The sequence below is a fragment of the Thermoplasmatales archaeon genome, assembly GCA_026127925.1.
Lineage (GTDB): Archaea > Thermoplasmatota > Thermoplasmata > Thermoplasmatales > Thermoplasmataceae > JAKAYB01.
In genome coordinates, this window is sequence record JAJSLM010000003.1 from 123,878 (window position 1) to 147,807 (window position 23,930).

Annotated in this window: 22 protein-coding genes; 8 read left to right on the plus strand and 14 right to left on the minus strand. The window is 37.8% G+C overall.

The features are described 5' to 3' along the window. Window positions 1–2: 2 nt before the first annotated feature. Together LVQ96_04050 and LVQ96_04055 are read right to left on the minus strand one after the other, a co-directional pair. On the minus strand, window positions 3–242 hold the full coding sequence (locus tag LVQ96_04050; GenBank protein ID MCW6170326.1) for a hypothetical protein: 240 nt from the start codon (window positions 240–242) through the stop codon (window positions 3–5). 990 nt (window positions 243–1,232) lie between these two features. Then, window positions 1,233–1,385 (minus strand): hypothetical protein, encoded by a 153-nt coding sequence (locus LVQ96_04055; protein ID MCW6170327.1) that lies wholly within the window; start codon window positions 1,383–1,385, stop codon window positions 1,233–1,235. Between the two features lie 2,445 nt (window positions 1,386–3,830). On the opposite strand from LVQ96_04055, the gene LVQ96_04060 reads away from it, so the two are divergent. Continuing rightward, complete coding sequence (locus LVQ96_04060) at window positions 3,831–4,097, plus strand: hypothetical protein (protein MCW6170328.1); 267 nt, start codon at window positions 3,831–3,833, stop codon at window positions 4,095–4,097. Window positions 4,098–4,187: 90 nt separating this feature from the next. Then, window positions 4,188–4,460 (plus strand): hypothetical protein, encoded by a 273-nt coding sequence (locus tag LVQ96_04065; GenBank protein MCW6170329.1) that lies wholly within the window; start codon window positions 4,188–4,190, stop codon window positions 4,458–4,460. 48 nt (window positions 4,461–4,508) lie between these two features. On the opposite strand, the gene LVQ96_04070 is transcribed toward LVQ96_04065, so the two are convergent. The 4 genes from LVQ96_04070 to LVQ96_04085 all read right to left on the minus strand — a co-directional run bounded on the left by LVQ96_04070 (window position 4,509) and on the right by LVQ96_04085 (window position 6,644). Beyond that, a complete protein-coding gene (locus LVQ96_04070) occupies window positions 4,509–4,811 on the minus strand; it encodes an STAS-like domain-containing protein (protein ID MCW6170330.1) in 303 nt (100 codons plus the stop codon). Between the two features lie 237 nt (window positions 4,812–5,048). Further along, window positions 5,049–5,453: a HEPN domain-containing protein gene (locus LVQ96_04075; protein ID MCW6170331.1), complete on the minus strand. Its 405-nt coding sequence runs from the start codon at window positions 5,451–5,453 to the stop codon at window positions 5,049–5,051. Next, complete coding sequence (locus tag LVQ96_04080; GenBank protein MCW6170332.1) at window positions 5,450–5,965, minus strand: hypothetical protein; 516 nt, start codon at window positions 5,963–5,965, stop codon at window positions 5,450–5,452. Before LVQ96_04080 ends, LVQ96_04075 begins: the two co-directional genes overlap by 4 nt. Next, complete coding sequence (locus LVQ96_04085) at window positions 5,958–6,644, minus strand: hypothetical protein (GenBank protein ID MCW6170333.1); 687 nt, start codon at window positions 6,642–6,644, stop codon at window positions 5,958–5,960. Before LVQ96_04085 ends, LVQ96_04080 begins: the two co-directional genes overlap by 8 nt. Window positions 6,645–7,197: 553 nt before the next feature. Here LVQ96_04085 and LVQ96_04090 point away from each other — a divergent pair. After that, window positions 7,198–8,097 carry a Fic family protein gene (locus tag LVQ96_04090; protein ID MCW6170334.1) on the plus strand — a complete coding sequence of 300 codons (900 nt, stop codon included), beginning with the start codon at window positions 7,198–7,200 and terminating at the stop codon, window positions 8,095–8,097. A 360-nt stretch (window positions 8,098–8,457) separates the two neighbouring features. On the opposite strand, the gene LVQ96_04095 is transcribed toward LVQ96_04090, so the two are convergent. Beyond that, a complete protein-coding gene (locus tag LVQ96_04095) occupies window positions 8,458–9,381 on the minus strand; it encodes a 2-hydroxyacid dehydrogenase (protein MCW6170335.1) in 924 nt (307 codons plus the stop codon). Window positions 9,382–9,852: 471 nt separating this feature from the next. Here LVQ96_04095 and LVQ96_04100 point away from each other — a divergent pair, with 471 nt between their 5' ends. Then, complete coding sequence (locus LVQ96_04100; GenBank protein MCW6170336.1) at window positions 9,853–10,752, plus strand: dihydrodipicolinate synthase family protein; 900 nt, start codon at window positions 9,853–9,855, stop codon at window positions 10,750–10,752. Between the two features lie 632 nt (window positions 10,753–11,384). Here LVQ96_04100 and aldA read toward each other — a convergent pair. Next, a complete protein-coding gene (aldA, locus tag LVQ96_04105) occupies window positions 11,385–12,842 on the minus strand; it encodes an aldehyde dehydrogenase (protein MCW6170337.1) in 1,458 nt (485 codons plus the stop codon). Between the two features lie 434 nt (window positions 12,843–13,276). Here aldA and ilvC point away from each other — a divergent pair, with 434 nt between their 5' ends. Continuing rightward, on the plus strand, window positions 13,277–14,284 hold the full coding sequence (ilvC, locus tag LVQ96_04110) for a ketol-acid reductoisomerase (protein ID MCW6170338.1): 1,008 nt from the start codon (window positions 13,277–13,279) through the stop codon (window positions 14,282–14,284). Window positions 14,285–15,573: 1,289 nt separating this feature from the next. Here the strand turns inward: ilvC and LVQ96_04115 are convergent. Further along, window positions 15,574–15,996 (minus strand): hypothetical protein, encoded by a 423-nt coding sequence (locus LVQ96_04115; GenBank protein MCW6170339.1) that lies wholly within the window; start codon window positions 15,994–15,996, stop codon window positions 15,574–15,576. Between the two features lie 438 nt (window positions 15,997–16,434). After that, window positions 16,435–17,784 carry a sugar porter family MFS transporter gene (locus tag LVQ96_04120; GenBank protein ID MCW6170340.1) on the minus strand — a complete coding sequence of 450 codons (1,350 nt, stop codon included), beginning with the start codon at window positions 17,782–17,784 and terminating at the stop codon, window positions 16,435–16,437. An 88-nt stretch (window positions 17,785–17,872) separates the two neighbouring features. Here LVQ96_04120 and LVQ96_04125 point away from each other — a divergent pair, with 88 nt between their 5' ends. Next, window positions 17,873–18,586 carry a helix-turn-helix domain-containing protein gene (locus tag LVQ96_04125; protein MCW6170341.1) on the plus strand — a complete coding sequence of 238 codons (714 nt, stop codon included), beginning with the start codon at window positions 17,873–17,875 and terminating at the stop codon, window positions 18,584–18,586. Between the two features lie 53 nt (window positions 18,587–18,639). Then, on the plus strand, window positions 18,640–19,389 hold the full coding sequence (locus LVQ96_04130; GenBank protein ID MCW6170342.1) for an SDR family oxidoreductase: 750 nt from the start codon (window positions 18,640–18,642) through the stop codon (window positions 19,387–19,389). A gap of 155 nt (window positions 19,390–19,544) precedes the next feature. Here LVQ96_04130 and LVQ96_04135 read toward each other — a convergent pair whose 3' ends face one another. The 4 genes from LVQ96_04135 to LVQ96_04150 form a co-directional block, all read right to left on the minus strand. Then, window positions 19,545–19,718 carry a hypothetical protein gene (locus LVQ96_04135; GenBank protein MCW6170343.1) on the minus strand — a complete coding sequence of 58 codons (174 nt, stop codon included), beginning with the start codon at window positions 19,716–19,718 and terminating at the stop codon, window positions 19,545–19,547. Between the two features lie 200 nt (window positions 19,719–19,918). Further along, entirely contained in the window at window positions 19,919–20,806 is an 888-nt protein-coding gene (locus LVQ96_04140) for a DDE-type integrase/transposase/recombinase (protein MCW6170344.1), read from the minus strand. Between the two features lie 122 nt (window positions 20,807–20,928). Beyond that, on the minus strand, window positions 20,929–21,696 hold the full coding sequence (locus LVQ96_04145) for a hypothetical protein (protein ID MCW6170345.1): 768 nt from the start codon (window positions 21,694–21,696) through the stop codon (window positions 20,929–20,931). After that, complete coding sequence (locus tag LVQ96_04150) at window positions 21,671–22,783, minus strand: L-rhamnonate dehydratase (protein ID MCW6170346.1); 1,113 nt, start codon at window positions 22,781–22,783, stop codon at window positions 21,671–21,673. The genes LVQ96_04145 and LVQ96_04150 overlap by 26 nt, the downstream gene beginning before the upstream one ends. 153 nt (window positions 22,784–22,936) lie before the next feature. Between LVQ96_04150 and LVQ96_04155 the strand changes: the two genes are divergently transcribed. Beyond that, complete coding sequence (locus LVQ96_04155; protein ID MCW6170347.1) at window positions 22,937–23,863, plus strand: dihydrodipicolinate synthase family protein; 927 nt, start codon at window positions 22,937–22,939, stop codon at window positions 23,861–23,863. Window positions 23,864–23,930: the final 67 nt, after the last annotated feature.

Sequence of the window (23,930 nt, forward strand, 5' to 3'; positions counted from 1 at the left end):
TCCTAATAGCTCTTGAAGTATTCTTCTGCTTCTATTAGATCAGTTATGACATCTAAGGATCCAGGTAACACAGCCTTGACATCTGCAATTCTGACATAACTGGATCGATCATGCGTTAAAACTCTTTTATCTTCTTTAAGCAAATAACCATTTTTATCAATAGAAAAGCCCATACCTTCAAGGATTTCTTCTTTTTCAACTCCTTGAAAGTTGATCAATAGTATATTATTATTTTTAGTCATTTCTGAACATGTTATTCCAAGGTCCAATAAAAGGATTATTCTATTAAAAAGCATGCAAACTTATTACGACTTAGAGATCGTAGAATACCATTATCCTTGCGATCCTTTTCCAACTTCCCTATGGTAGCTTCTGATGATTATTCTCGACCAGTGCGAAGGAATCGTCTTTGATTCCGATGAATTTGGTTCCTCTGGCGCATTTTATTCAAGTGATTTTTTGGGTTTATGGCAATATTTTTATTTTCCACTATGAATATTTATCCATTTTATTGGTTCTCGTAGCAGTGGGAAAATAAAACGATTTTTATATTCCATTTTATTACCCTTTATTTCCCCTTATTTCCCTATTTATTTCCCTAGTGGTAAATATACTACGTATATACTCTCTTTTTTCCCGACATGAGACTTGCAGTTTCTCAAAATTTAGATCGGAAATCTGGGGTGGGGAAATAAAATGGAAAAACGTAATGGTTCAGAGGTTAAGGAGAGATGGATTCTCATATCAGAACGAGAACATAAAGAACACTAATATGTCAAACCTTCCTTGTCCTTACATGTTCGCTTTGATTCCATTCTTCACCCTAGTTAACAGATCAGACTCGTTTAAGTAAGGTTCTTAGACCATACCCTTTTCTCTGAAAGGCGCGGAGATCACCTTTTGATTTACCTGTGATTCTCTCTTACAGCTGCTTAAGCTTTGCTCGAAGATAAAGATCGACCCTTTCCCATTCAATTTTTTCTGTTCAGTTTTACTTTTTTAAACACTCGATAAATATTATTTGTACGTGCACTTAAATTATCGTGCAGATCGTCAAGAATTCAAATGTGAATAGAGAATGTGCAATGGACAGAAATAAAAAAATCGCCACCACAGAATCATTATCCCTCGAAATAGTTCAAGAGTCAATTGTGATGTTTGTTTCTTTCATCCCCCTGTACGATCGTGAGGAGAGATTCATGGAGAATTATAATTGATATTTTACCGATAGTTTAAATGTACGTGGCGGAATCCATAATTTTGATGGATTCGCGGTTGAAATTGAATCTATTCAAATAATCCGAATAGTGCTTGAGTCTCAGAGCATCGTTGGTGAATCCTTCGAGAGTGCCAAGAGACTTTGGGTGTGTGAAGGAATTGTTCATAGTATTTCTAAATATACTGTCTTTCCTATGAATTCTTTAGGTCAATCCACCTTTGCACTTGTTCCGAATCTTGTCACTGTCTTCACGAAGAATCCCTGTATCTCTTCTATACCGAGTATGTTCACTACATTCGTCTACATTTTTTCATTGGGTATCGAACGGATCTTCATAAGCTAGGAACGGATACTTCCTTTGATTAGAATGGAAACCAGGAATGAATTCTTGTATCACAGAAATAAGTATCTTCGGAGATACTACCCAATTACAAACATTTTTTAACTAACAAACATGTACTCATGCGGATACAATAATGAATCTCGATGGTAGAAGAATTCGAGTATCTCTTGAAAATTTAACTAGGTCTTCCATTCCAGAGGAATACCATTATGAATTGCAGTTTAACCAGTTAGTATTGAAAGCAGCTCGTAGCTCTGTATGAGAGCCACATCCAAGCAAATTGCAGTTTAACCAGTTAGTATTGAAAAGCATCTGTTACGCGGTACTTCTGTCGGGTAGGAATTCTTATAATTCTTATTATACCTCTAATAGTTTAAAACCCCGAGAGAGTCAGAATACAATGATACTTTACTTGGACCTATAGGTACTAGAAGAATAGCCGAAACTGTTAATATGGTCAGAATACAATGATACTTTACTTGGACCTCGGATTATTCGATTCGATTACTTGCCCATTATAAAGTCGACAAGTGCATCTTCAATACTTATCTTTTCCATGTTGTGTATTCCATTTTATCTATCACAATGTGCGAAACCAAAAATAACCAGATGTTCTGCACAAGAAATTCACCTAAACCTGGCTTTAGAATCTGTAGTTCCTAGTTTATACACTTTCAGAGCTAAAATTCGTTCCTGGTCGACTGACAAGGACTAAGGATCTGTTTGATGGTACCATGAGATTTGAAACAACAGTGCTTAATTTTAAAATTGTTAAAGTTAGTGAACTCACTATCGAACTACGAATATCCACTAATGCATTTTAGTGAAGTCATGTAAGCTGTGATTGTATGTTTAGTGAACTCATCTTATGACTCGGTGCCGACTCTTGGGCAGGCCACATATTTTGTTTTTCACCCAAACAGGAGAGATGAGTAACTTCACTAAACGCTCCTTCAAAAGGAGTAATGGAAATGCGATCATAATTTAAAGGTAAGATACGCATATTTCATAGCTAGTATATCGTTATATATGCAATGTTATACTCATATCCTGTTGTGCAATGTAATTTCTTTCCCGATCCATGACCGTCGGCTGCGACTTCAAAAAACTTGGTTTTAAGTCAAGTTATATTTTAGTGGAGTAAGACCTGTTTCAATCAGTACGGAACATCCATGCATTTTCATGATTGTAACTGTAGTGATTAAAGCGGAACGGAATCCATTTTGTCGATGCCTGGTGAATTTTGATTTATATAGGTCGAAGGGATCCATTTTTGTTGATCAGATTTGCCCTGGAGATAGTAACTGCAGGCTCTGTGGTGATTCTCTTGAACTTAGGTTAACGCCGTATAACCCCTGTTATACAGCATACAGGCGATTTTACCCACCAAACTGAAAGGTGTGAATTGATTGCACAGGCTGTATTTTACGTATTAACTCAAGCATCCATATGAATCCGTAAAAGATTCGCGTTCTGTTTATTCTTGCGTCCGGAACATAAACTTCGGTTTATTTAGTGAAATTGATATATGCATATTATATAACTATAATAGCAATATATACGATATATAATATGTATTTACTAAGAGACAAGATGGGACAGGGATCTGTTACGTGATCGATTGCCCAGCTATCGATATCGGTACATGATCTGTTTAATAGCAATGACCCATATTAATATATCATACCCTCTTAAAAATGCCTAGAATGCGAGAAAAGATATAGGGATGATTTACCAATCTCTGATTGCAATAATTTTCGAGTATCATTTTTTCGAATTTGTAGTCTCTGGCTTTCGATACAGTCCATAGTCTGTAGTGTGTTCTTGTACATCAATATAATATATGTATAGTAACGCTACTATATACTCTCTATCTCTAATTATGCACTATCTGTCTAGTCAGCTTCAAGGTCTGTTGAATTACAGTACCTAATAAATACAGATAATACATCGGTAATCTCGGTATTATAGCTCTGTGAACAATAGTGTTTAGTACATGGTTTATTTTCGCTCGGAATCTGTGAAGGTATTTTCGAAAATAACTAGGATCTAGCTTAATCTGATTGAAAAGTACGAATCTGATTAAGTTAACTACTGAACATCCCGGGTAGATAATTTGCGGGAAAAGATCCTAAAGACATGACTTTAAATTTAATATCGCCAACATGAAAGTTTCCTGGGATATTGGCAGTGAACTAATTTCCTATTGAAGGGGAACTCATAGTGAAATACTTTTAATTTATTGTATATGTAGTACATATGACCTCAATGAACAGGAAATCAAATAATGACATTCTGGTTGTAAGGAAAATCAACAAAAAAATATATAAAAAATTTAAGCAGAAGGCGCAGGAAGAAAGTAAGAACATTGGTGAAGCACTTAACCAAGCTATGAGTTACTGGCTAACTATAGAAAGTAAAGCCAAACAGCCAGATATCAGAAAACTTCTAAAGCTAAATGGAATCGTAAAGGTGGATCACACAGTAAATTGGAGTGAAGATGTAGACGAAATACTGTATGGTAAATCATCTTGATCTTCGTTGACCCGAGCTTCTAGTTGAGTATATCACTGACAGGGATGGCAGTCGGGATGATTTAATAATAAGAATTAATGAGACAATCCCTTGAGAATATGTCGCAGGGTCGCATCAAATTACGTCATTAATGAAATCGTGACAGTTGTGCTTGTAAGGGCAAAATCTACGGGAGGGGCAAATATCTCAGGAAAATTAATCAATGAATCAACAACTATTTCGACTGTTAACTACCCTGCTTTTGGGAGTTTATGGAGTACCTTCAGGAATCAAAAATCTACCAGATTCAGCTTCACTGATTACTCTATTTTGTCACTGATAACTGATAATCATGTCAATCAGTTAACCACATCTGGTGCTTGAACGTGTAGATGTAAGGGAAGAACGAATCCTAGTCTGCCGTTAACAGAATTATAAACTTCGTATTGTAGAAGCCCTGATCGCATGAACTTCCTTTTTGTCCATTAAATGATCTGCAACATCGAACATTTTCTTCAGATTTGTGTCTATGTTTCGTTCTCGAATCTTTGCTTCAAAATTTTTCTTTTGGCTCAAATATTCGTTTGCGAAGGATCTGCTCATAAATTTTATATTAGAGAAATCAAGAATGAAAGTTTTATCATTCTTAGCAGCTAATAAAGTAAAAAGTTCATCGGCCCACACTCTTAGTGCGAGATCTTTTGTACCAAGTAGCTCATCTACCTTTAATTCCATAAATGCTAATTATATGAACGCTTAAAATCATTGCGCATGTTTAACCTGCTTAGACATCAAATGAACTCCTCCTGGTTGCATAGCCTAAAACCTAATTTGAATGAGATAGAACACACGACAGATGACGAAGAGGAACTAAAAAAACACAGTAACAATTTTGTTCCAAAGGGGGCATCAGATGAAAATGAGAAATTTTAATCCGTATTTAAAGCAACAGCGCAAAATATACAGAAGAATTCACCAAAGTCTTTCAATGAGTTTTTTAATCTTTATTGCCCGAATTATAGTAGATTCGGCTATCATACTTATCTTATTTATAGAATTATTGTAGTCTGCCTTGTTTCTAAAGGATCTTAATACGGCTAGCTCGTTTGAGATTTCAATTAGATCTTTTCTTTTAACGCTATTGATCTCAAAGATAGACATGTCTTCAAGAATGAGTTGTATTTCCTTATGCGCGTCCGCAGTTCTGCTCAGTACCTTACCTGCGGATATCAAGTAATTCTTTGCCAAATTAAAGCATGAATAATATGCCCTACTAATAGAAGTTCTGTAAAGCGCCTCTTTGAGAGAGATATTACCCTTAGCCTCGTTATTAAGTCTAATGGCTAGATCAAGATATTCAGACCATTCGAATGTCAATCGTATTCTTCCTCTATGATAAGTTTCTGCTTAGTCTTCAGCTTGGTCTCCAACCACCACTCTTTATCTAATCTATTTAGCAACTTAATCATTTCTTTTGGATTTTTTTTCGTGTGGATTTTCAAAACCAAGATATCAGAATCATTTTGAATTTCCGGATCACTCTCAATTGCAAGTTCAAGTCTTTCATTCGTGAATAGCTCTCTAATTTTTGTTATAGCATCATCTAAAATATCAATCAAGAAGGTATTCTTACTCAAAAAGCGTTCTTGTTCCGTTAATGAATTAAATTTGATAAACTTGCTTAGATTTCTAATTTTCTCTTCGTACGCTTTTTCCTCTGCATTTATATAAAAATTGAGTAATGTATTCTCGAACTGAACAGAGGCCATCTGAGGACTCGTCATCTTCATTATGTTCATTGTGCGCAAGAGTTCCTCGGTGTCCCTCACAATAATATCATTAACAGAATCAAAAGAATTTCTATCGTAAAATGAAATGGTATTAATCATTGGAATCAACCCCATATATCAAATTTTCAAGTGTCCTTGGAAATTTGTCAACAAGTTCAAATAACGAATCCCTATTAATAAGTTTTTTTGTAAATTGAATAAAGAACATCTTCTCAGGGTTTGATAATAGTGGTTCAATGACAAGGTTAAATCCTTGTCTTTCCAGAGGGAATACATCACCTAACCTTATGGACAACACATTTAGAGTTTGAAGCAGAGGATCTTTTTTCAATTTTTTAAAAAAGTCAGTTTGTATTAGTTTAGTAAGTTGATCTATTGGTTTCCTCGTAGCTGTAAATCTTGTTGTAAAATTGAATGTAATGGCGCTAACAGTTTCATCTACCAAGCTAAGCGAATCCATTAGATACCGTATCATTTCTGAGCTAGGTTTTCCACCAATTTTCTCGCTATTTAAGTCAACCGTATTCATAAGTGTAAATACCAAACTATTCAGTGGCTGAGTTTGCAACAAATAAATCATCAGGGAATCTTTGGAGTAGATCTGCGTATTCTGAGGTGGAAAGGCTGGATTGAGAGGGTTAGAAGCAACTCCTTGGACGATCTGAAATTCATTGCTCTTAAGAACATTCATAAGATTATCTGGCGTAAACATCAAGCCTTGAGTCTCTATTACAATTTGAATTTGGGCACCTTTTGGAGATAAAACTCTAGTGTTCATTTATACCTTAATCTCATCCTGAACTAAAATATATCTTTCTAACTGCACTAGTAACAAACAATTATTACATTTATTATCATGGCGCAGGAAATCTTACATATAAACTTGCAAATATATAATGAATCCGGCATTTAATATCTTGGGAACATTTCTTGGGCACGTCTCATTAGTGCTCTCTCCTTCCTCCCATAGTTCTGTAAACGAAAAATAGATTATGAAATTGCTTTTTTCTTAGTCTTAGAATACACAAATCTCTCCCTTCGCTTATGTTGTCTGAACATAACTGGATCCGTATCAGGTAGGTTGAAAGGCGCTCTTTTGACGTATACACAAGTTTTATGTAGGACACCAACTCGTCAGCATCTCAAGGACCCTAAGAAATAAGACAATACAATTACTAGAAAAAAGGATAAGCCGGTTAGGAACGTGACGTAATCGTGCTATATGGTTTGTTTATTAAAATCTACCTGAGATGTGTTTGTATATGATATCCTTAACGTATATAATAGATTACATATATACTTTTATATCAGATATGTATATCTAACGAAATATGGATAGATACATACTAAATCGCCTGAGGGAAAGGTTGCTGGATCGAGGCTCGATTCGCAATATGCCAGAGAAAACGCTAAAAGAATCATTCATCGTGAACACATGGGGAACAAATACGATTGAAGGGAACACTTTAACTTTAAAGGAAGTAACTCGAGTAATAGAAAGCGGCATGACAGTACCAAATCGTCCAATAAGACATCTTATGGAAACAATTCAACATGCTTCTGCTCTGGCTGAAGTAGTCAAAGGGAACATATCCGAAATAAACATGAAAAATGCACTGGAATTACACAATATCATCTTCCATGGAATACTTATAGATGCAGGTCAATGGAGAAAAGTCAACGTACAGATATATGGATCTAGATATTCACCTCCTAGAGTGGAAAAACTCTTGTCACTCTTGCAAAAGTGGGTGGAGAAGTACGTGGAAAATGAACTTGCGAGGGACGACGTATTTCATCAGGCAGCGGAAATGCACTTTGGTTTTGAATCGATACATCCTTTCTCGGATGGAAACGGAAGAGTGGGAAGACTGCTTCTGAACATACATTTTCTTAATCATAATTGGCCATTAATAAATATTCTTCCGCATGATAGAGCGGCATACCTCAACGCACTTGAGATTGGTCATTCTAACGGATTAGATGATCTAACAAAGTTCCTGGAAAATAATATGGCCAGTTCACTCGTCTTTCTTCTCGATAAGGTAGGATCCAGCTCAGATAAGCTAATGACACTGCAACAAGCGAAAGAGGTGACTCGGATAGATTATTCGATAAAATACATGGCATTGAGAATCAACCAAGGAGAACTTCCTGGATTCCGTTGGAATAATGTATGGCACACGAGTCCAGAAGCAATAAAGGTCTACAGAGAAATCAAAGGAAGATAAGGAACTTCGTTTGTGTTAGCGCTTTCGATTTCGTAATTTGTGACCGTTTTTTAAATAAATGAGTGTGGTGTAATATATATAGAATTGACATAGATATTCTTTCACCTTCCCAAGATGGCACTGCATTAAACGATAAACAGACTCATACTGAAGCTATATAAACAGAATTCTATACCGCATGAGAGTAGTTATAAGTACCACAAACATGGTTTCCAGGAATGCAGACCGCATAACCTCTCCAACAAGAGACGTCACAGTCTTCAAAAACTAAATGTTGTGGAATGGGCTTATCTTTTAAGGGCTATATCTCAAATAGTCCAAGTAAGAGAAATAGAATTCGGGCGTAGAGGATAGAAATTATTAAGGAATGCCAGGGAATGATTCCTTCGCCGAACTGCTGAGTTTATAGTCATCCTTCTTAACAACATTTTTTGCATTTCCTCTGAAATATTCCATCACATTCCTAAAAGCAAATTCATAGGCGATGTCCATAATTTCTCCAGACATCCCTCCAGCCACATGTGGCGATAAAATTACGTTATCCAGATTGGTGTCCTTTAAATCTGGCTCATTCCACCAAACATCTGACATATACCATATAGAAGGATTGGATCTTAGGAATCGTATCATATCCTGTTTAACAACCACATCGGGTCTTGCTACGTTAACTATCATGGTACCTTTCTTTAGCCCAGAAAGTAGACCAATATTTACCATTCCCCTCGTTTTATCAGTCAACGGGATAGATAGCACGACTATGTCGGACTTCTCGAACAGTTCTGAAGCAGTGGAGGTAGTTTCGTCTACATTCTCGTCTATGCCTGATCTGCTATATGCGATAACCTTCATATCGTACGCTTTGGCTATAGAGGCAACCCTCCTGCCAATTCCACCATATCCAAGAATGCCCAATGTCTTGCCATAGAGCAGAGTTGTAGACGATTGTTTAAACACGCCTCTCTTCATATCGTAATTGTTTTCTATTATATTCTTTGCATGTGAAAGGATCAACGCAAAGGTGTGCTCAGCTACAGATATAGAGTAGGCACCAGCATTACTGCATAGTATCACGCTGTCAGGAATCCTAGCAATATCCAAGTGATCCACTCCCGCGCTTACTGTTTGAATCATTTTAGTGTTTTTTCCGACAATATATTTGTTTTTTATGATCTGTACTTCTGTGTCATAATATTCAGGGTACCAATAGATATCGCATCCAAATAAAACACGTTCAGCGATTGATTTTACTTTATCTTCAATTGGAAAATTAACATACACATCCATTGAATTGTAAATTAATTATTGCTATTTATAGTAGCAAGGTCCTAAAGTGGTATGGATGGCAAAACGAGACATGTGCTATCTGTCACTATGAGCTTGCTGCTTAGAAGAATAATAATCCTGGTTATTTATGAAGAAGTATTTCAACGGATAGAATTAGGTCTATAGCAACTGATTGAAAATTGACACGTAGTAAGCAGGAATAACGTCAGAGACATGTCTGAGAATCGCATATTCACTGGGAAATATTCGACCATAGGAAAAGAGGAAAATCTCTTACTTCACTTAACAAAAAATAATAATGATAACCTAATAATTTAAAATCAAGGGAAGTAGCAATAGAGACTTTTGCTTACGTTTTACAATCAAGTAGTTGTATCATTCCGAATAGTCCATATGATTATTTTCCGATAGCAACAAAACCTCTGCTAGACAACGTACGAAATTTCTAATACATTCTTGTGATGTTTAACTATGGAAAGGCTTAGTGGCATTATAACTCCCGCAGTTTCCCCATTCAATGGCGATGAGCTAAACGAGCCAGCCATAGAAAAACTGATGGCTCACCTTCACCAAATCGGAGTATCCGGGGTATTTCCAATGGGAAGTAACGGTTCTTCTCCATTTATTTCAAATAAAATGCACAAGAGAATCCTTGAAGTGTTTTCAAGATACAGAAGTAAAGATGAATATTTCGTGCCTGGTGTTGGAAAAAATAACATAGAAGATACATTAGAACTATCAGAATTTGCAGCTGACATTAATTCAGACGCAATCGTTGTCGTAACACCATATTACCTGAAAGTAAGTCAGAAATCCATCTATTCCTACTTCGACCGCATCGTTGCGAGAGTGGATTTACCAGTAATACTATATAACATACCCCAGTTGACAGGAAATACAATAGGACCCGAAACCGTTCTCAAACTTTCGGAAAATTACTCAAATATAGTGGGAATAAAGGATTCGAGTGGAGACCTCACTCTGTTTCAAGACTATTTACTCAGTCTTCCGAAAAAGATAAAAGTGTTTCAAGGACAGGATGAACTCTTACTCCCCTCTCTTGTATTAGGGGCTGCAGGAGGTGTATGTGGGTCCACAAATTTTATAGATCTGGCTACAAAAGTTATGAAATCATTCAAAGAAGGCAATATAGGAGCTGCAGCTGGAATACAACGAAAGCTGAGCATGTTGAAGAGTTATCTCAACACTAAGTCTTTTCCTCAGGTTTACTCATTTCTTTTCCATAAACTCATACTCGGACAAGACATCACAGGCACACCTCCCATGCTGGATTCATTAGAACAGACGGAGATGGGTGAAATATACCATAACGTTACAAGGATACTAGATCAAAAAGTCGAAAGCTTTTGAGATCCTGAAACCTAATCTGAAAGTAGCATTCAAAGTCACAAGAATACTTGGATAGGCGCACAGCAATTATGAAAATTATAGTTATTTATATCCTTTTCATGGTTCCGTCCATTTGTAATATGATACAGACTAAATGAGGACCTCGCTTTATAGTCAAGATATGTATTCGACTCTTCTTTTTAGAATCTTGAGCTATATAACTAAAGAAGAATCAATAAATATTTCCGTTGCTCTTATTTCACTTCATGGAAATATCGAATAAGAAGAATGGTGATTCTTGGCCTGCATCAATATAGTTATATTAAGAATCTAAATGTTGTAAACGATCTTAAATAGTCCAGATTTCAGCTCAAAACCTTCTTTTATACGTACCACAGTATATATATCAGAGATGGAAGGGACCTGCCACCAGATACTTTTAATGGGTTCTTAAAAAATTACATTTAGACTCAAAATATTCTGTTTTCGGTCAATGACCTATTTGTCATGAAATAAATGTGCGTTAAGAAGGATGTACATGTACAATCCCGCAGGATAGAAAGCCCACCTTTGTCGCCTTAAGGAATCTTTCAGGAAATGTAATAAAGCTGAAAACGAAGAATTATTGATCGAACTGCTAAGTTACCGATACATTAGTTCCCAGCATCTCTATCGTATTGAAGATAAACAACATGGGTGTTAAAGAATTCCAAAATTCCATGCTTTCCATCATCTCCACCTATTCCAGATTTTCTCCATCCAGAGTGATAACCCTGCATTTCTTCGAAGTTCTCTCGGTTTACGTATGTTTCCCCGAATTTCAACTCGTTTGCTGCTCTAAGTATCACATCTAAGTTTTTTGAATAAATAGAAGAGGTGAGGCCCGCTTCTGAATCGTTTGCCAAATCTATGGCTTCATCAAGAGTGCGGAATGATCTTATTGGTATGACAGGGCCAAAAATTTCTTTCTGGATTATCTCACTTTTCTGTTCTGTGTCGGTTATTATTGTCGGTTCAAAGAAATAACCTCTTCCGTTTATACTCTCTCGGGTACCCCCATACAGGAGTTTTCCGCCTTCTTTAACTGCGTTCAGTACCATTGATTCAACCTTGTCAACAGCGTCACTATTGATGAGTGGCCCCATATCTGCGTCGGTGCTCATTGGATCCCCTATTTTAACACCCTTAAATTGTTCCGTGAGCAAACGTTCAAATTTTTCCTTCACCTTTTCATGGACATAGACACGCTCAACGTCATTGCATATCTGGCCAGTGTTAACAATCCTTGAGTTTACGATGTATTTGACGGATTGTTGCAAATCCGCATCGTCCATAACAATAGCAGGTGCTTTGCCCCCCAGCTCAAGCGATACTTTAGCAACATTCTGTGCAGCATTTCTCATTATCTCTTGGCCTGCTGCAATACTTCCCGTGAAGGTAACAAAGTCAATATGTTTATTCTTAACAAGGTTTGATCCTATTTCTCTTCCTGAACCATATATAACATTTACAATGCCCTTTGGAAGTCCAGCCTCGAGCAATATCTTGGAGAATTCATAAGCATTGTTTGGTGTTTCGCTGCTTGGTTTTATTACGATAGAATCACCAGCAAGCAAAGCTGGCGCCATCTTTCTTGCAAAGACAAAGAAAGGATAGTTCCATGGCACTATTCCCGCAACAACGCCTATGGGTTTATAATAGAGCAGTATATTCTCATTTCTTCTATCACTCTGTATAACTTCTCCATCGATCCTCCTTGCCCATTCAGCAACGTATTCAACATAATCGGCTGTAAAATCCACTTCTACTTTTGCATCCTTTAGAAGCTTTCCTTGTTCAATAGCTATTATCCTAGCTAGATTGTCTGCTTTGCTTCTAATAAGACTCGATATTTTTTTCAAGTAATGAGCTCTATCGACTGCAGTTAAGCGTTCCCATTTTTTTTGGCTCTCAAACGCATAGTCTATGGCTTCATTTAGCTGTTCTTGGTTAGAACCATTAAAGGTCGAAAGCTCCTCCTCTGTTGTTGGATTCCTGTTGACAATTGCTTTCCCGTTTCCTTCCACCAATTCCCCGTTTAACAGCAGCTTACATTTTTCAAAACCAAACATATTCTTGAATGCTAAAATTACTATTTAAATATAATCTCATAAATGTACGGGATATCTAAGGTTGAGACATAGTTTTGAGGTTCCGTCGAGTTCTTTATTATTTGTTTTTTAAAAAAAAACAGTGTGTCGAAATGGTTTATCCATGATGAATGATTATACAAAATTTCAAAATTGGCACGATTGATTACTCTTAATACAACACACAAAAGGATAACAAACACAACTACAGACGAGAATAATTGCAAAAAACGGTACAGTCCCAATACGATTCTTACCTTCCTATATTGTGAAATAAATTGCGAAATGCTAATTCATTTTCTAACTAATCAAAAATAAATGACGCTGCATTAGATAATGGTTACGACATATTCTATTTTAACAGTTTCGAACATGTTCGCACAAATATTAATACAGATTAGCGAAGATCACTTCTTATGACTGAAATTATCTCTGAACTTGATGACATAGAAAAATACAAAACTTTACTAAAGAAAAAGAAAATAGCCGTTATAGGCTACGGGAATCAGGGAAGATCTCAAGCCCTAAATATGAGGGATTTTGGCTTGAAAGTTATAATTGGTAATAGAAATGATTCTTATTTGGAAACAGCCGAGAAAGATGGATTCCAGGTCATGAGTATAAAGGATGCGTGCAGCGAATCTGACGTGATCTTTGTCCTTATCCCTGATGAGATTCAACCGAAAGTCTTTAATGAGATAATACTGCCCTATCTCAAAGAGGGAGATACGCTTGTTATGGCTTCTGGTTACAATTACTTCTATGGATACACACGCCCTCCAGATAACATAAATGTTATCATGATTGCGCCAAGAATGATTGGCTGGGGAGTGCGAGATCTATACGTGAAAGGAAAAGGGTACCCTGTATTGGTAGCAGTTGGGCATGATTATAGCGGAAATTCAAAAGAAGTCCTAATTGGGCTCTCTGCTGCAATAGGTGTATTTCAGGAAGGAGGATGTGCAATAGGATCCAGCTTCAGGGAAGAGACTTTGCTTGACCTTCTTTCAGAACATTCATGGGCCGGAGCCATCTTATTTATTTTTAGGACGTACTATGAGGTCGTTACAGAACTTGGTGCATCTCCAGAAGCCGCAATTCTAGAAATGTATGCATCTGGTGAACTAGCGGAAATTGCCGAATCTATGAAAGACTTGGGACTATTTAAACAGCTCAAAACTCATTCCGGGACAAGTCAGTATGGGCAGTTAGTATATGGACCAGCATTTGCCGGAGATGCAGTCAAAAATATGATGCATGAGAATGCTATGGATATACTCAACGGTAAGTTCGCCAGAGAGTGGACAAACGAACAGAACACTGGCATGGTTGTCTTTAAGCGTCTTCACGAAATGAACGCTGAACACCCGATGGAGAAAAAGGAAGAGGAGTTATATAATCTTCTACGAAGAATCAAATCGTAATAACAGATGATGAAAAATATAGCAATCCATATTCCCTTCCTTACTACTGTCTGATTTTTCTTTTCATTTTGTCATTTGGTGAACCACATCAGTTATACTGTAGAGAGAATTATTGGGCATCAATTGGTATAGATGTTGTGATTACAGGTACTCGAGATGAAAGAGCAGGTGCAAATCTTTTACTTTTATGTTGATATTAATCATATTTTTTCAATATGGGATCAACTTTTAAAAGTCTATTTAGTTCATGTGAGGGTTTAAGGTCATCGCATTGTTTGGTCGCCTTAAGGTCCTGTTGCAGATTCAGTTATGTTCAGACAACGTGATGATGAAAACTCAGCTCATGATCTGTTAAGGTTCAAGAGAGTTTTTAGAAAAAGGTCTATACATTAGAGGGGCAATCCTGAAGCACAATGAAATAATCGATCCTAAAAACTGCAGAAAGCAATATGATTGTCCTAACAGAAAATTAATGAATTGAATACCGGTTGATGTAAACAATCCATTTTTCAGCTGATCAAAACTCCAGCCCCTCATTCTCTGGTTCCATAACAATTGATGAATCTTTTATTTCCCTTGAATTTTCCTTCCCTAGAATGAGCAACCAGATAAAATGATGTTGCCCGACTTTGTCGTAATTCGGAAGGTGAATGAGGAACCATGGTTGCATCCTAACCAAACAACATTGGGACACAACAGTATACCATATAAGGTTAGACTGTCAAACAAGGTAAGGAGCTTCAATGCATAAAACATCAGATACCGTATAATCCGCTCAGGAACGAGCAGGTTGCTTAGCTAATGTTTCCTGACATGCAGTGCAACAATATCTTCCGTATATCCATGACGGTCTGTGAATATTTTTGCATCTTTACACAGTGAAATTCCCACTGCTGAATAATCCTTCTACAGAGTGAAGGATACACTATTAACTTTGGAGGGTTCTACTCTAAGACGCTTAAGTACTAAGGTGATGTCATAATACTTGAACACAGGGCATTTTCCGTCAGATTCCATCATCACTTGATTTCTCTAACTGAGATCAATTGAGAGCACTTTATTGATAAGGAAATTCATGTTCTCGTTTCTTAACCGGAGTACGTGGAATGAAATTTTTCCATCACCTCAACATTTCATCCAGTATACTTCCGGTGAGAGGAAGTCGAATTTGTCGGTTTTTATAACACTAATCCTGAATACATCGTTTTCTATTTCATTTTCAACCTCTGAACGATATAAAAACTGTAGAAATAATATAGACTAAATGAAACTGGAAATGATCTTTCAAATTAAAGTTGAATTATGCCGTTTGGATATTTCGTTTCAAGAACCGGATCCATAATTGGGATCACAATATCTGATAATTCAAGCTTATCAAAAAGATCTTTCGGGTATTCAGACGTGTATCGTGCGCCAATAGGCAATCTTTCCTTGAGGTTTCTTGTAGTAAAAATGGAATCGGTAAATGTTATGGTCTTTCCCTGCATTTCAAAAGTAATAAGCAGACTACTGGTGTGATGCTGACCAGAGTGCTCAACCTTTATTCCCAACTCTTCAAACTTATAGCTATCTAATGGACAGATATTATCTGAAGGACACTTGCGGAGAAAATTCAGAGTAGTCGAATCAAAATAGAGATTGCTTGGCAGAGTGTCCGGGCTTTTTGATTTAATACAATGAAACATGGATTCAAGAAATCCATTTGATGACATAACAATCTTTGCTTTTCGAAATTTAGAAACCATTCCAGTTGAGTATTGAACTGTTGGGGTCAGAAATATGTAATTAATATCACTTTGTCTTAGCTTAGAACGCGAAAGTAAATCAAAAACTGTACCTATTTTGAAAAACTTTTGTCTATGATCATTACTGATCCAGAAGCGTTCAATCTCAGAGGTACAACTCGGGAATCCCGTATTAACAAGAACATTTTTTTCTTTGATTCTTATTAAAAAAGAGAAAAAAGAAATCACTGTCATCTCTTTTTTGGAAGCGCCAAAGTAAACTGTGGATCTTGGGACCTTTAATCTTCCACAGCAGATGAATGAGATACTGTCACGATACATTTCTATATACCTTTTACCTGTTAAAATAATGCTATTTGTTCATATGAAATGTTTAGTTAGATACTTACACACTTTGTACCACGGTCAGTTTTTTGGTAAATATGGACCTGTTGACTCTAGTTCTTCTAGACTCTTCCCAGCACTTTCCCTTGGAGCAAGCCAGATCGTGCTTATAGCCATAATAACAGAAACTAAGCCCACTACATAAGCTATATTTCTGATCCCAGTAGCAATTAGAATAGCCGGAAAAACAAAGGTCCAACTATAACTAAAATATTTGTGAACAGCACCCATTACACCCCTTCCAGCTGAGCGAATTGCAGTTGGAAAAACTTCTGTCCCCCATAACCATATAAGGGGCCACATTCCGAAACCCTGAAAGAAGCCTATTAATCCGACAGAAAGAATGATGAGTGATGGGTTCTTTAGATCACTTACTCCGAATAGGACAAATCCTATTGCCACACCAATTGAGCTAATTATGAAAACAATACGGCGGCTGAGAGGAAATGCGGGCTTATCGATAAATGACCAGTAGACAAGTATACCTATAATAGTCAAGCCGAACCAAATCATATCATCAGTAACACCACCAACAAATCCCTTTTTACCCAAAGTAGTAGCAAGGTACGGAAGATAAATTCCGAATATTGTTGCACCAAGAGCAAAAAATATGTCCATAAATATAATATAAATCGTGAATGCCCGAAATCTCTTGCTAAATAGTTCTGTCCATTTGTATATCTTTATGTTTCCAAAGGACGTTTTTGATGGTTCTTGTTGTTCTAATTTGCTGTTCGTTGCATTTGGATTGGCCGCATTAATCTTAGAAATTTCGGCCTTTAGAGCAAGATATCTAGGAGATTCTACGATCCATTTTCTCATTATAAGTGTAAAGATTATCCAGATAGTTGCAAAATAGAATACATTTCGAAAATTTTGAATTGTTGTAGGAGAAAAAAGAGCAATAATAAGGGCAACCATTGGACCAATATACCACCAAATATTTGAGAGGCTCATCATTTTCCCTCTGTGCGACGTCGGGGATATCTCCGCTAGAAGTGCTTCGCTAGCGGGAATATCAAAACCAACTCCAACTCCAACTATTACATATCCAACTGCCAGAATTGGAAGATTATATCCCGCATATGAACTAATTAGCATTATGGCGGTGCCAATGAGCATTATGATCAGGTCATAAGTATAGATTGTTTTTCGTCCTATTTTATCTGCAAGATGTGAACCAAGTATAGCCGTTGTTGCCCAAGAAAATCCAAAAAAAGCTGGAACTAGACCAATCCACAATGTTGGAATTTTATAGGCCAGGGAAAGACGAGTAAGTTCTACCGAAAAGCCAACAATAAAGAAGGCATCCAAAAATTCTCCAAATGATATTATGCTCCCCATACCAATAGACTTAGAAAATTGATTCATCAATGATGTATCATTGAAATATATTTAACCTGACATCCTGAATATTACGGACTGATCATTTTTTTATATAACAACGACATAACATCTCGTGTATACTTTTTCAAACGGAGAGGAGATATTTGGACTCGTGGATTTTAGCATTATTCACTATGGGTGCTGGAGTGGTGCCACTAAATATGAAAATGTTACTGCTCATACTATATTGTGCAAGCCTATATCATCAAAAGGGAAAATTGTTGCTGGAATAGAGATAAGAGTACCTTCAAAACATGTATTTAAATCGTTTCTGAAGGATTTACGAGGTTCCAAAAAAGTTACAGGAGTGATGGATATCAAAACACTCAACGGGCAGGGCACATTTTATAGAATATTGTTCACTGAGGAATATGACGGCATGGTTGCGTCTGTCTTGTCAGAGTATGGTTCTATATTTCAAGAAAATATTGTTAAAAATAATGTTGAAAGGGTGATCTCTATCTTGCCAAAGAATGACTTAAAGGACTTTAAATCCAAACTTGAGATTATAGGAAGAATAACCTCATTCCGCTCAATTAGTGTTGATATAGACAATTATCTTCCGTCTATGCTTGCCCTAACTGAGAAAGAAATAATGACTATATCAATTGCTAATTCCTTGGGTTATTATATGTTCCCAAAGGAGGCTACATTGCAGGATATTGCAATAAGGATGGGCATTTCGGCATCCACTGCTCATGAATATCTTTCGAAAGCTGAAAAAAAGCTGATAAGTAAAACCCTACCTATATTTTCTCTGGCAGCAGGCGAAAGGCGGTCGACCTGATAATTCAGGATATCAATTTAAAAGCATTATTTGCGTTAATGAATTAGATTTTCATGAAGAATGATCTTGAAGGAAAAATCTCAATAGTGACTGGAGGAACTCGTGGAATAGGACGTGGAATTTCAAAAATACTTGCTGAAAACGGTTCTTTAGTTGCAGCCATTTATGGAAATAGTGACATAGAAGCCCAGTCATTACTTAATGAGATTGGAAATGAAAGGCTTATAATCGCTAAAGCTGACTTATCATCTCATAGTGAATGTAGAAAAGTTGTTGATCTCGTCGTTTCAAAATTAGGTGGAATTGACATACTTGTTAATAATGCCGCAATATGTCCATTCAGAAATATATTTGATATTGATCCAGAATTATGGAATAGAACATGGGAAACAAACGTTTCGGGGCCTTTTTTTATGTCTCAGTATGCGGGAAGCTACATGAAGGAAAATGGGGGGTCAATAATTAATATTGGGAGTATAGGGATATTTTTAGGCTCGGAAACTCAAGTCCATTACAATGCCACAAAAGGGGCACTGTTTTCAATGACCCGTAGTCTTGCAGTAGCATTTGGAAAATATAATATAAGGGTGAATTGTCTTGCCGTGGGGGGTGTTCCAACTGATATGAATAAGGATCAATACACAGAGGATTATCTCAATTGGCTTGTTAAAAAACTTCCCTTGCACAAAATGGGGACTCCAGACGATATAGGAGAGATGGTTGCGTTTCTCGCTTCTGAAAGAGCAGCATGGATAACAGGGGCTCTCATACCAGTGGATGGTGGAAGATTAGTTGCACCCTGAACTCCAGAACTCTTAGTAAGAGTTCGATGATCTGAAATGCGCTCGAAGGACATGGATCCATAACATCAAAATCATTCAGCCACATCTCGACACTTCTCGATTATCTCCATGAACGATCTGTCTTTGGCGGATTCAAGATATGTTATGGATCCACGTCAGTAGCATTCTCTCGAAACCTTCCTCGTAGAGCTTACACTGTACCGAAATTCAGGTACAGAATCAATGTGTGTTAGGATCTCATCCTTCACAACCTCGGCAGGTACCTTTCCTGTTGTTGAGTTCATCTTACCATTCGCCTCAACAAGCCATGGGGAGCACTGTGCATTCATGTCCTCAAGGGAGGAGAAATTTCTTCCATTGAAGAAATTCCTCCTGAGGTACCCTATTTTCCTCTCTATCTTTCCCTTCGTCTGTGGCCTATACGGAAAACACAGACGAATGTTGAATCCATAATGCTTTTAAAAACGCAGAAATGCTTCGTTAAATCTCGATTCTGAGGCCTTTATCTTACGATCTATGACGATCTGCTTCATGAGATCATAAGATCCATTCTGGACTTCCCCAATAAAGTCTTATAGGTGTCGTCGAAGAGTATCTCTGAAGGTATACCGCCTGTGTACCGGAAGGCGTTCATGTGCATTTTGATCACGTTCTCCGTTGATATGTCTGTGGTGAATTCAACATAGCGGTATCTGGAATAGCCAAGTATGTACGAGAATGCGTAGAGTTTCCTCCTTTTTCCATCGATCTCTATGTATCCGAAGGAACCAAAATCCACCTGTGCCTGCCTTCCAGGTTCGGTCTCGAACCTGATCACTGCAGTGATGGCATGATCCTTTCTCAGTGTGGCGCAGTAATACTTGAGCGTTGAGTACCCACCCTTATACCCTTTCTTCCTTATCTCCTCAAGTATACGGACTGCTGAGAGATTGTACCGATCTATTCGCTCCTTTATGTACGCTTTGTAAGATTCCAGCTTGGATACCCTGTTCTTCTTGCTGTACTCCGGAGGCTTCTTTCCCTTCAGGTACCTTCTCACTGTTAGGATTTTGGAAACTTTACTTTGGCATTTTTGGAAAATATTCAACTGGCATTGACAGCGTTTAAGGATAGCTGAGATTCCATATCGATCCGTTAGAGCCGTAGAGGCATGGAAGACGCCGAAGGATAATGTTGGCTTTATCCTGAGATCGGTGAGCGAGAACTTTTTCATCGCCTCCCTGCATTCCTGAAATATCCTCCTGTACCTTTCCCAGTCAGATTCTGGTTTCACAGGACCGAGGTACTTCAGTGTCTTTGTCTTATGTCTATCATTCTCAATGGCCCTTTCGGCTATGGAGGCGTATTCAAGAGCAGCTGAACCCGGCCTTACCTTTGTGTATCTCAGGAACACAGAGCTGGAATCGTGTGGAGACATACATATAAATGTGCATCAATTATGCACATACACACAGCACGACAATGTGTTGAAATAGGGAGGAAATGAAAGAGCCTGGAAAAAAGGTATTAAACTATGTCATGCGGAACTCAAGTTTAAAATTATTCAAGATCTGGATCATATGCAGGCAGCACCTTTCCGAGTTGCGGAAGCAGTTTGTATGCCTCCAGACATTCGTGAAGGTTCTCTGCGATACCAATAGGGATGTGAGATTTAATGTTTCTGTACTTGAACGCTGCGTCACTGAATACACGGACTCCGTCATCTGTGTTTATGGCAAATGCGGTTGATGAACGATGATGGCATCCAACTGGAATAGCAGTTATCCCCGGTAGGAGAACTACAGGTGAAGTCCCCTCAAAGAAATGTATTTTATGCTTGCCTTTCGAGTTCATGAAATTTCGTATATTCTTAGGCATATATAGGTATGGATCTTTCACCTCCGTGTCTGTCGGATCCTGAATATCCTCTGTCCACCCCTTTTTATTTATGTGTATCGTTGCATTAACAAACTCGTCCAGACGTCCACACGTATAATCCTGCACTGGAGTCATGGCTACGTTTCGAATGTCGGTAGGCCTGAAACCATGTTTCTCCAGTTGACTGATTGAATCATAGGATCTGAACAACGCACGTTCTCCTGCAAATTTAATCATTGCCTTATTTCTGTAAGATAGATCAAGTGGCATACCCGTATTTATTAACAAATTGTCCTTTGAATTATGCGCAAGGATCATGTGAAATTGTAGATTTTCCCATTCTCCCCAGCCTTTCATCCAGTAGACCTCGGGTGCAGGAACTTGAGCCTCTCCTACTTTAATAACTTCCAGCCGAAAAGCATCCTCAGTGGAAATCATACTTGATTCCAAAGCCACTCCCCTCTGGCAGAGTAAAATAACCCTTATCAGGTTTCGGAACGTTAGTTACGTGCTGCTCCATCCATTCTCTGTACTTTGTAAGGAATTCTGACATGGGGGCAACAGCCTCCTTCTCAGACATTGTGAAATGCAGATTATATATATTGCTAGTATGAGGTATGACTGTGGCACCATAAACCTCCGCCAACGCGGCTATTTTTTTCATGCTTGTAATACCGCCAGTCCAGACCGCGTCGGGCTGCAAAATTCTAACTCCAGCATCCAAGAGTCTTTTCATATCATACAAAAAATAGTGATGCTCACCGGCGGAAATTGGAGTTTCTACTGCATGGGTAAGAAGACTATACGCTTCGAAATCGTCTGGAAGCAATGGTTCTTCAACCCAGGCAAGCTCATACTTCTCTAGTTTACCTATCATAGTTCTGGCGAAATTGTAATTCCACGACATCCAAGCATCTGCAGCCAACTCCAAAGAATAACCAATTGTATCTCTTACTGTCTTCACCAATCCAAGGTTCTTCTCGATTGCGTACGGATCAGATGGTCCAGCAGCAAATCTCATTTTCATCGTTCTGTAGCCTTCTTCCACGTAGCTTATTGCTTCCTTAGCAAGTTCTTCGGCCGAGAGAGGGTGGAGATGACTGGCATACGCTCTGATCCTTTCTCGTGTCTTACCCCCGATTAGAGAATAGACCGGTATATCCAACGATTTGCCCAGTGCATCGTACATGAGGAGATCTACGGCGCTGATCGAGTGCATTACAAGACCCCCACGTCCCAGAGGCATTGTGTATCTGTAAAGCAGATCCCATGCTTTACTAGTCTCTGTCAAATCGAAACCATAAATCACTCGCGATATCTTCATTACAAAATCGGCAACAACTTTTGATACTGCAATGTAACTCTCTATACCTTCATCTGTCTTCAGCCTTAGGAATGATATCTGATCGAGCAAAGCAGCTTCGACAGGTGAAATTTGTCCCAAAGTGTTGACGTAATAGTCTGTTGGCTTTACGTATGGATACAATGGCTGCTCAACAGATTCTGTTCGAATAATATCGATACTTGCTATTTTCATTTTGCTCACGAGCAGTTATTTAACTTTCAAATTAAAAGTTTTTCCGGACATTTCCTATAAAAATGAATATATATTGAGATGATTACTGTATGAAACCAACTCCTAAATCATTGCGCACAGTAGTCTGCGCCGCTCTAAGCATGGAGAATTAAGATGAAGGCTAATGATATTTACAAAGGAATTTTTCCTGCAATTCCCACAATGTTCTCGCAAAACGGAGATCTCGAATTAGATGACCTGAAAAAAACAGTTAGATTCCTAGTAGATGAAGAAGTCAGCGGCATATTTTCTCTAGTAATAGGTGGTGAATTTTATAAATTGAGCGACAAAGAACGAATGACGGTGGCAGAGCAAACTGTGAAGTACGCTAATGGTGATCTGCCAGTGTTTATTGGTGTAACTCACTCAGGATCGCTTCCATCCATTTATCTCGCCAAGCATGCCGAGTCAATAGGTGCAGATGGCATAGTGATTTCTTATCCATATTTTGCCCCTTTTATTCAGGAGGCTAAAGCCGGTTTGATGAAGTATATTTCTGATGTATGTGACGCCGTAGATATTGACGTCGTGATTCAAGATTACCGGTCTTCTGGATCAATCTCATTTACTGCCAGACAGATATCTCAGCTTGTTAAGAGACATAGTAACATATCCGCTCTCAAGATCGAAGGATCCGGTCACCTGGAAAAGATAAGGAAATATCTTAATTCGCCAGGTAGAAAGGTACCAATTCTGGGTGGGATGGTAGGAAAGCACTTTCTGGAAGAATTAAAAATAGGCGTAACAGGAACGGTACCTGGAGCTGCCCTTCCCGAGACCTATCGTTCTATTTATGATCTATTTCTGTTGAATCGCCAGAATGAAGCTCTGGAAAAGCAATCCGAGCTAGATCCATACCTTGACTATATAATTTCTCATTTCGTGTCATTCGTTGACATTGAAAAGCGTATACTTAAGAGAAGAGGCATTATAAATAGTATACAAATGCGTGAGCCGAGAATAACTATGCAAGAATCGGATCTTGCTTCATTGGAAAACATATTAAAGAAAATAGAACAAATTTTCAAGTTACAACTGTAAAAATAGGTATTGCTCAACAATTACCTCACTTCTCAACAGACCAGTAGGTGTAATCTCAATTCCAAAT

Coding starts and splice junctions, on each gene's coding strand:
- LVQ96_04050 (MCW6170326.1), bottom strand. CDS start 242: ATGACTAAAAATAATAATATACTATTGATCAACTTTCAAGGAGTTGAA.
- LVQ96_04055 (MCW6170327.1), bottom strand. CDS start 1,385: ATGAACAATTCCTTCACACACCCAAAGTCTCTTGGCACTCTCGAAGGA.
- LVQ96_04060 (MCW6170328.1), top strand. CDS start 3,831: ATGAACAGGAAATCAAATAATGACATTCTGGTTGTAAGGAAAATCAAC.
- LVQ96_04070 (MCW6170330.1), bottom strand. CDS start 4,811: ATGGAATTAAAGGTAGATGAGCTACTTGGTACAAAAGATCTCGCACTA.
- LVQ96_04080 (MCW6170332.1), bottom strand. CDS start 5,965: ATGATTAATACCATTTCATTTTACGATAGAAATTCTTTTGATTCTGTT.
- LVQ96_04085 (MCW6170333.1), bottom strand. CDS start 6,644: ATGAACACTAGAGTTTTATCTCCAAAAGGTGCCCAAATTCAAATTGTA.
- LVQ96_04090 (MCW6170334.1), top strand. CDS start 7,198: ATGGATAGATACATACTAAATCGCCTGAGGGAAAGGTTGCTGGATCGA.
- LVQ96_04095 (MCW6170335.1), bottom strand. CDS start 9,381: ATGGATGTGTATGTTAATTTTCCAATTGAAGATAAAGTAAAATCAATC.
- LVQ96_04100 (MCW6170336.1), top strand. CDS start 9,853: ATGGAAAGGCTTAGTGGCATTATAACTCCCGCAGTTTCCCCATTCAAT.
- aldA (MCW6170337.1), bottom strand. CDS start 12,842: ATGTTTGGTTTTGAAAAATGTAAGCTGCTGTTAAACGGGGAATTGGTG.
- ilvC (MCW6170338.1), top strand. CDS start 13,277: ATGACTGAAATTATCTCTGAACTTGATGACATAGAAAAATACAAAACT.
- LVQ96_04115 (MCW6170339.1), bottom strand. CDS start 15,996: ATGTCATCAAATGGATTTCTTGAATCCATGTTTCATTGTATTAAATCA.
- LVQ96_04120 (MCW6170340.1), bottom strand. CDS start 17,784: ATGAATCAATTTTCTAAGTCTATTGGTATGGGGAGCATAATATCATTT.
- LVQ96_04130 (MCW6170342.1), top strand. CDS start 18,640: ATGAAGAATGATCTTGAAGGAAAAATCTCAATAGTGACTGGAGGAACT.
- LVQ96_04135 (MCW6170343.1), bottom strand. CDS start 19,718: ATGAATGCACAGTGCTCCCCATGGCTTGTTGAGGCGAATGGTAAGATG.
- LVQ96_04140 (MCW6170344.1), bottom strand. CDS start 20,806: ATGTCTCCACACGATTCCAGCTCTGTGTTCCTGAGATACACAAAGGTA.
- LVQ96_04150 (MCW6170346.1), bottom strand. CDS start 22,783: ATGAAAATAGCAAGTATCGATATTATTCGAACAGAATCTGTTGAGCAG.
- LVQ96_04155 (MCW6170347.1), top strand. CDS start 22,937: ATGAAGGCTAATGATATTTACAAAGGAATTTTTCCTGCAATTCCCACA.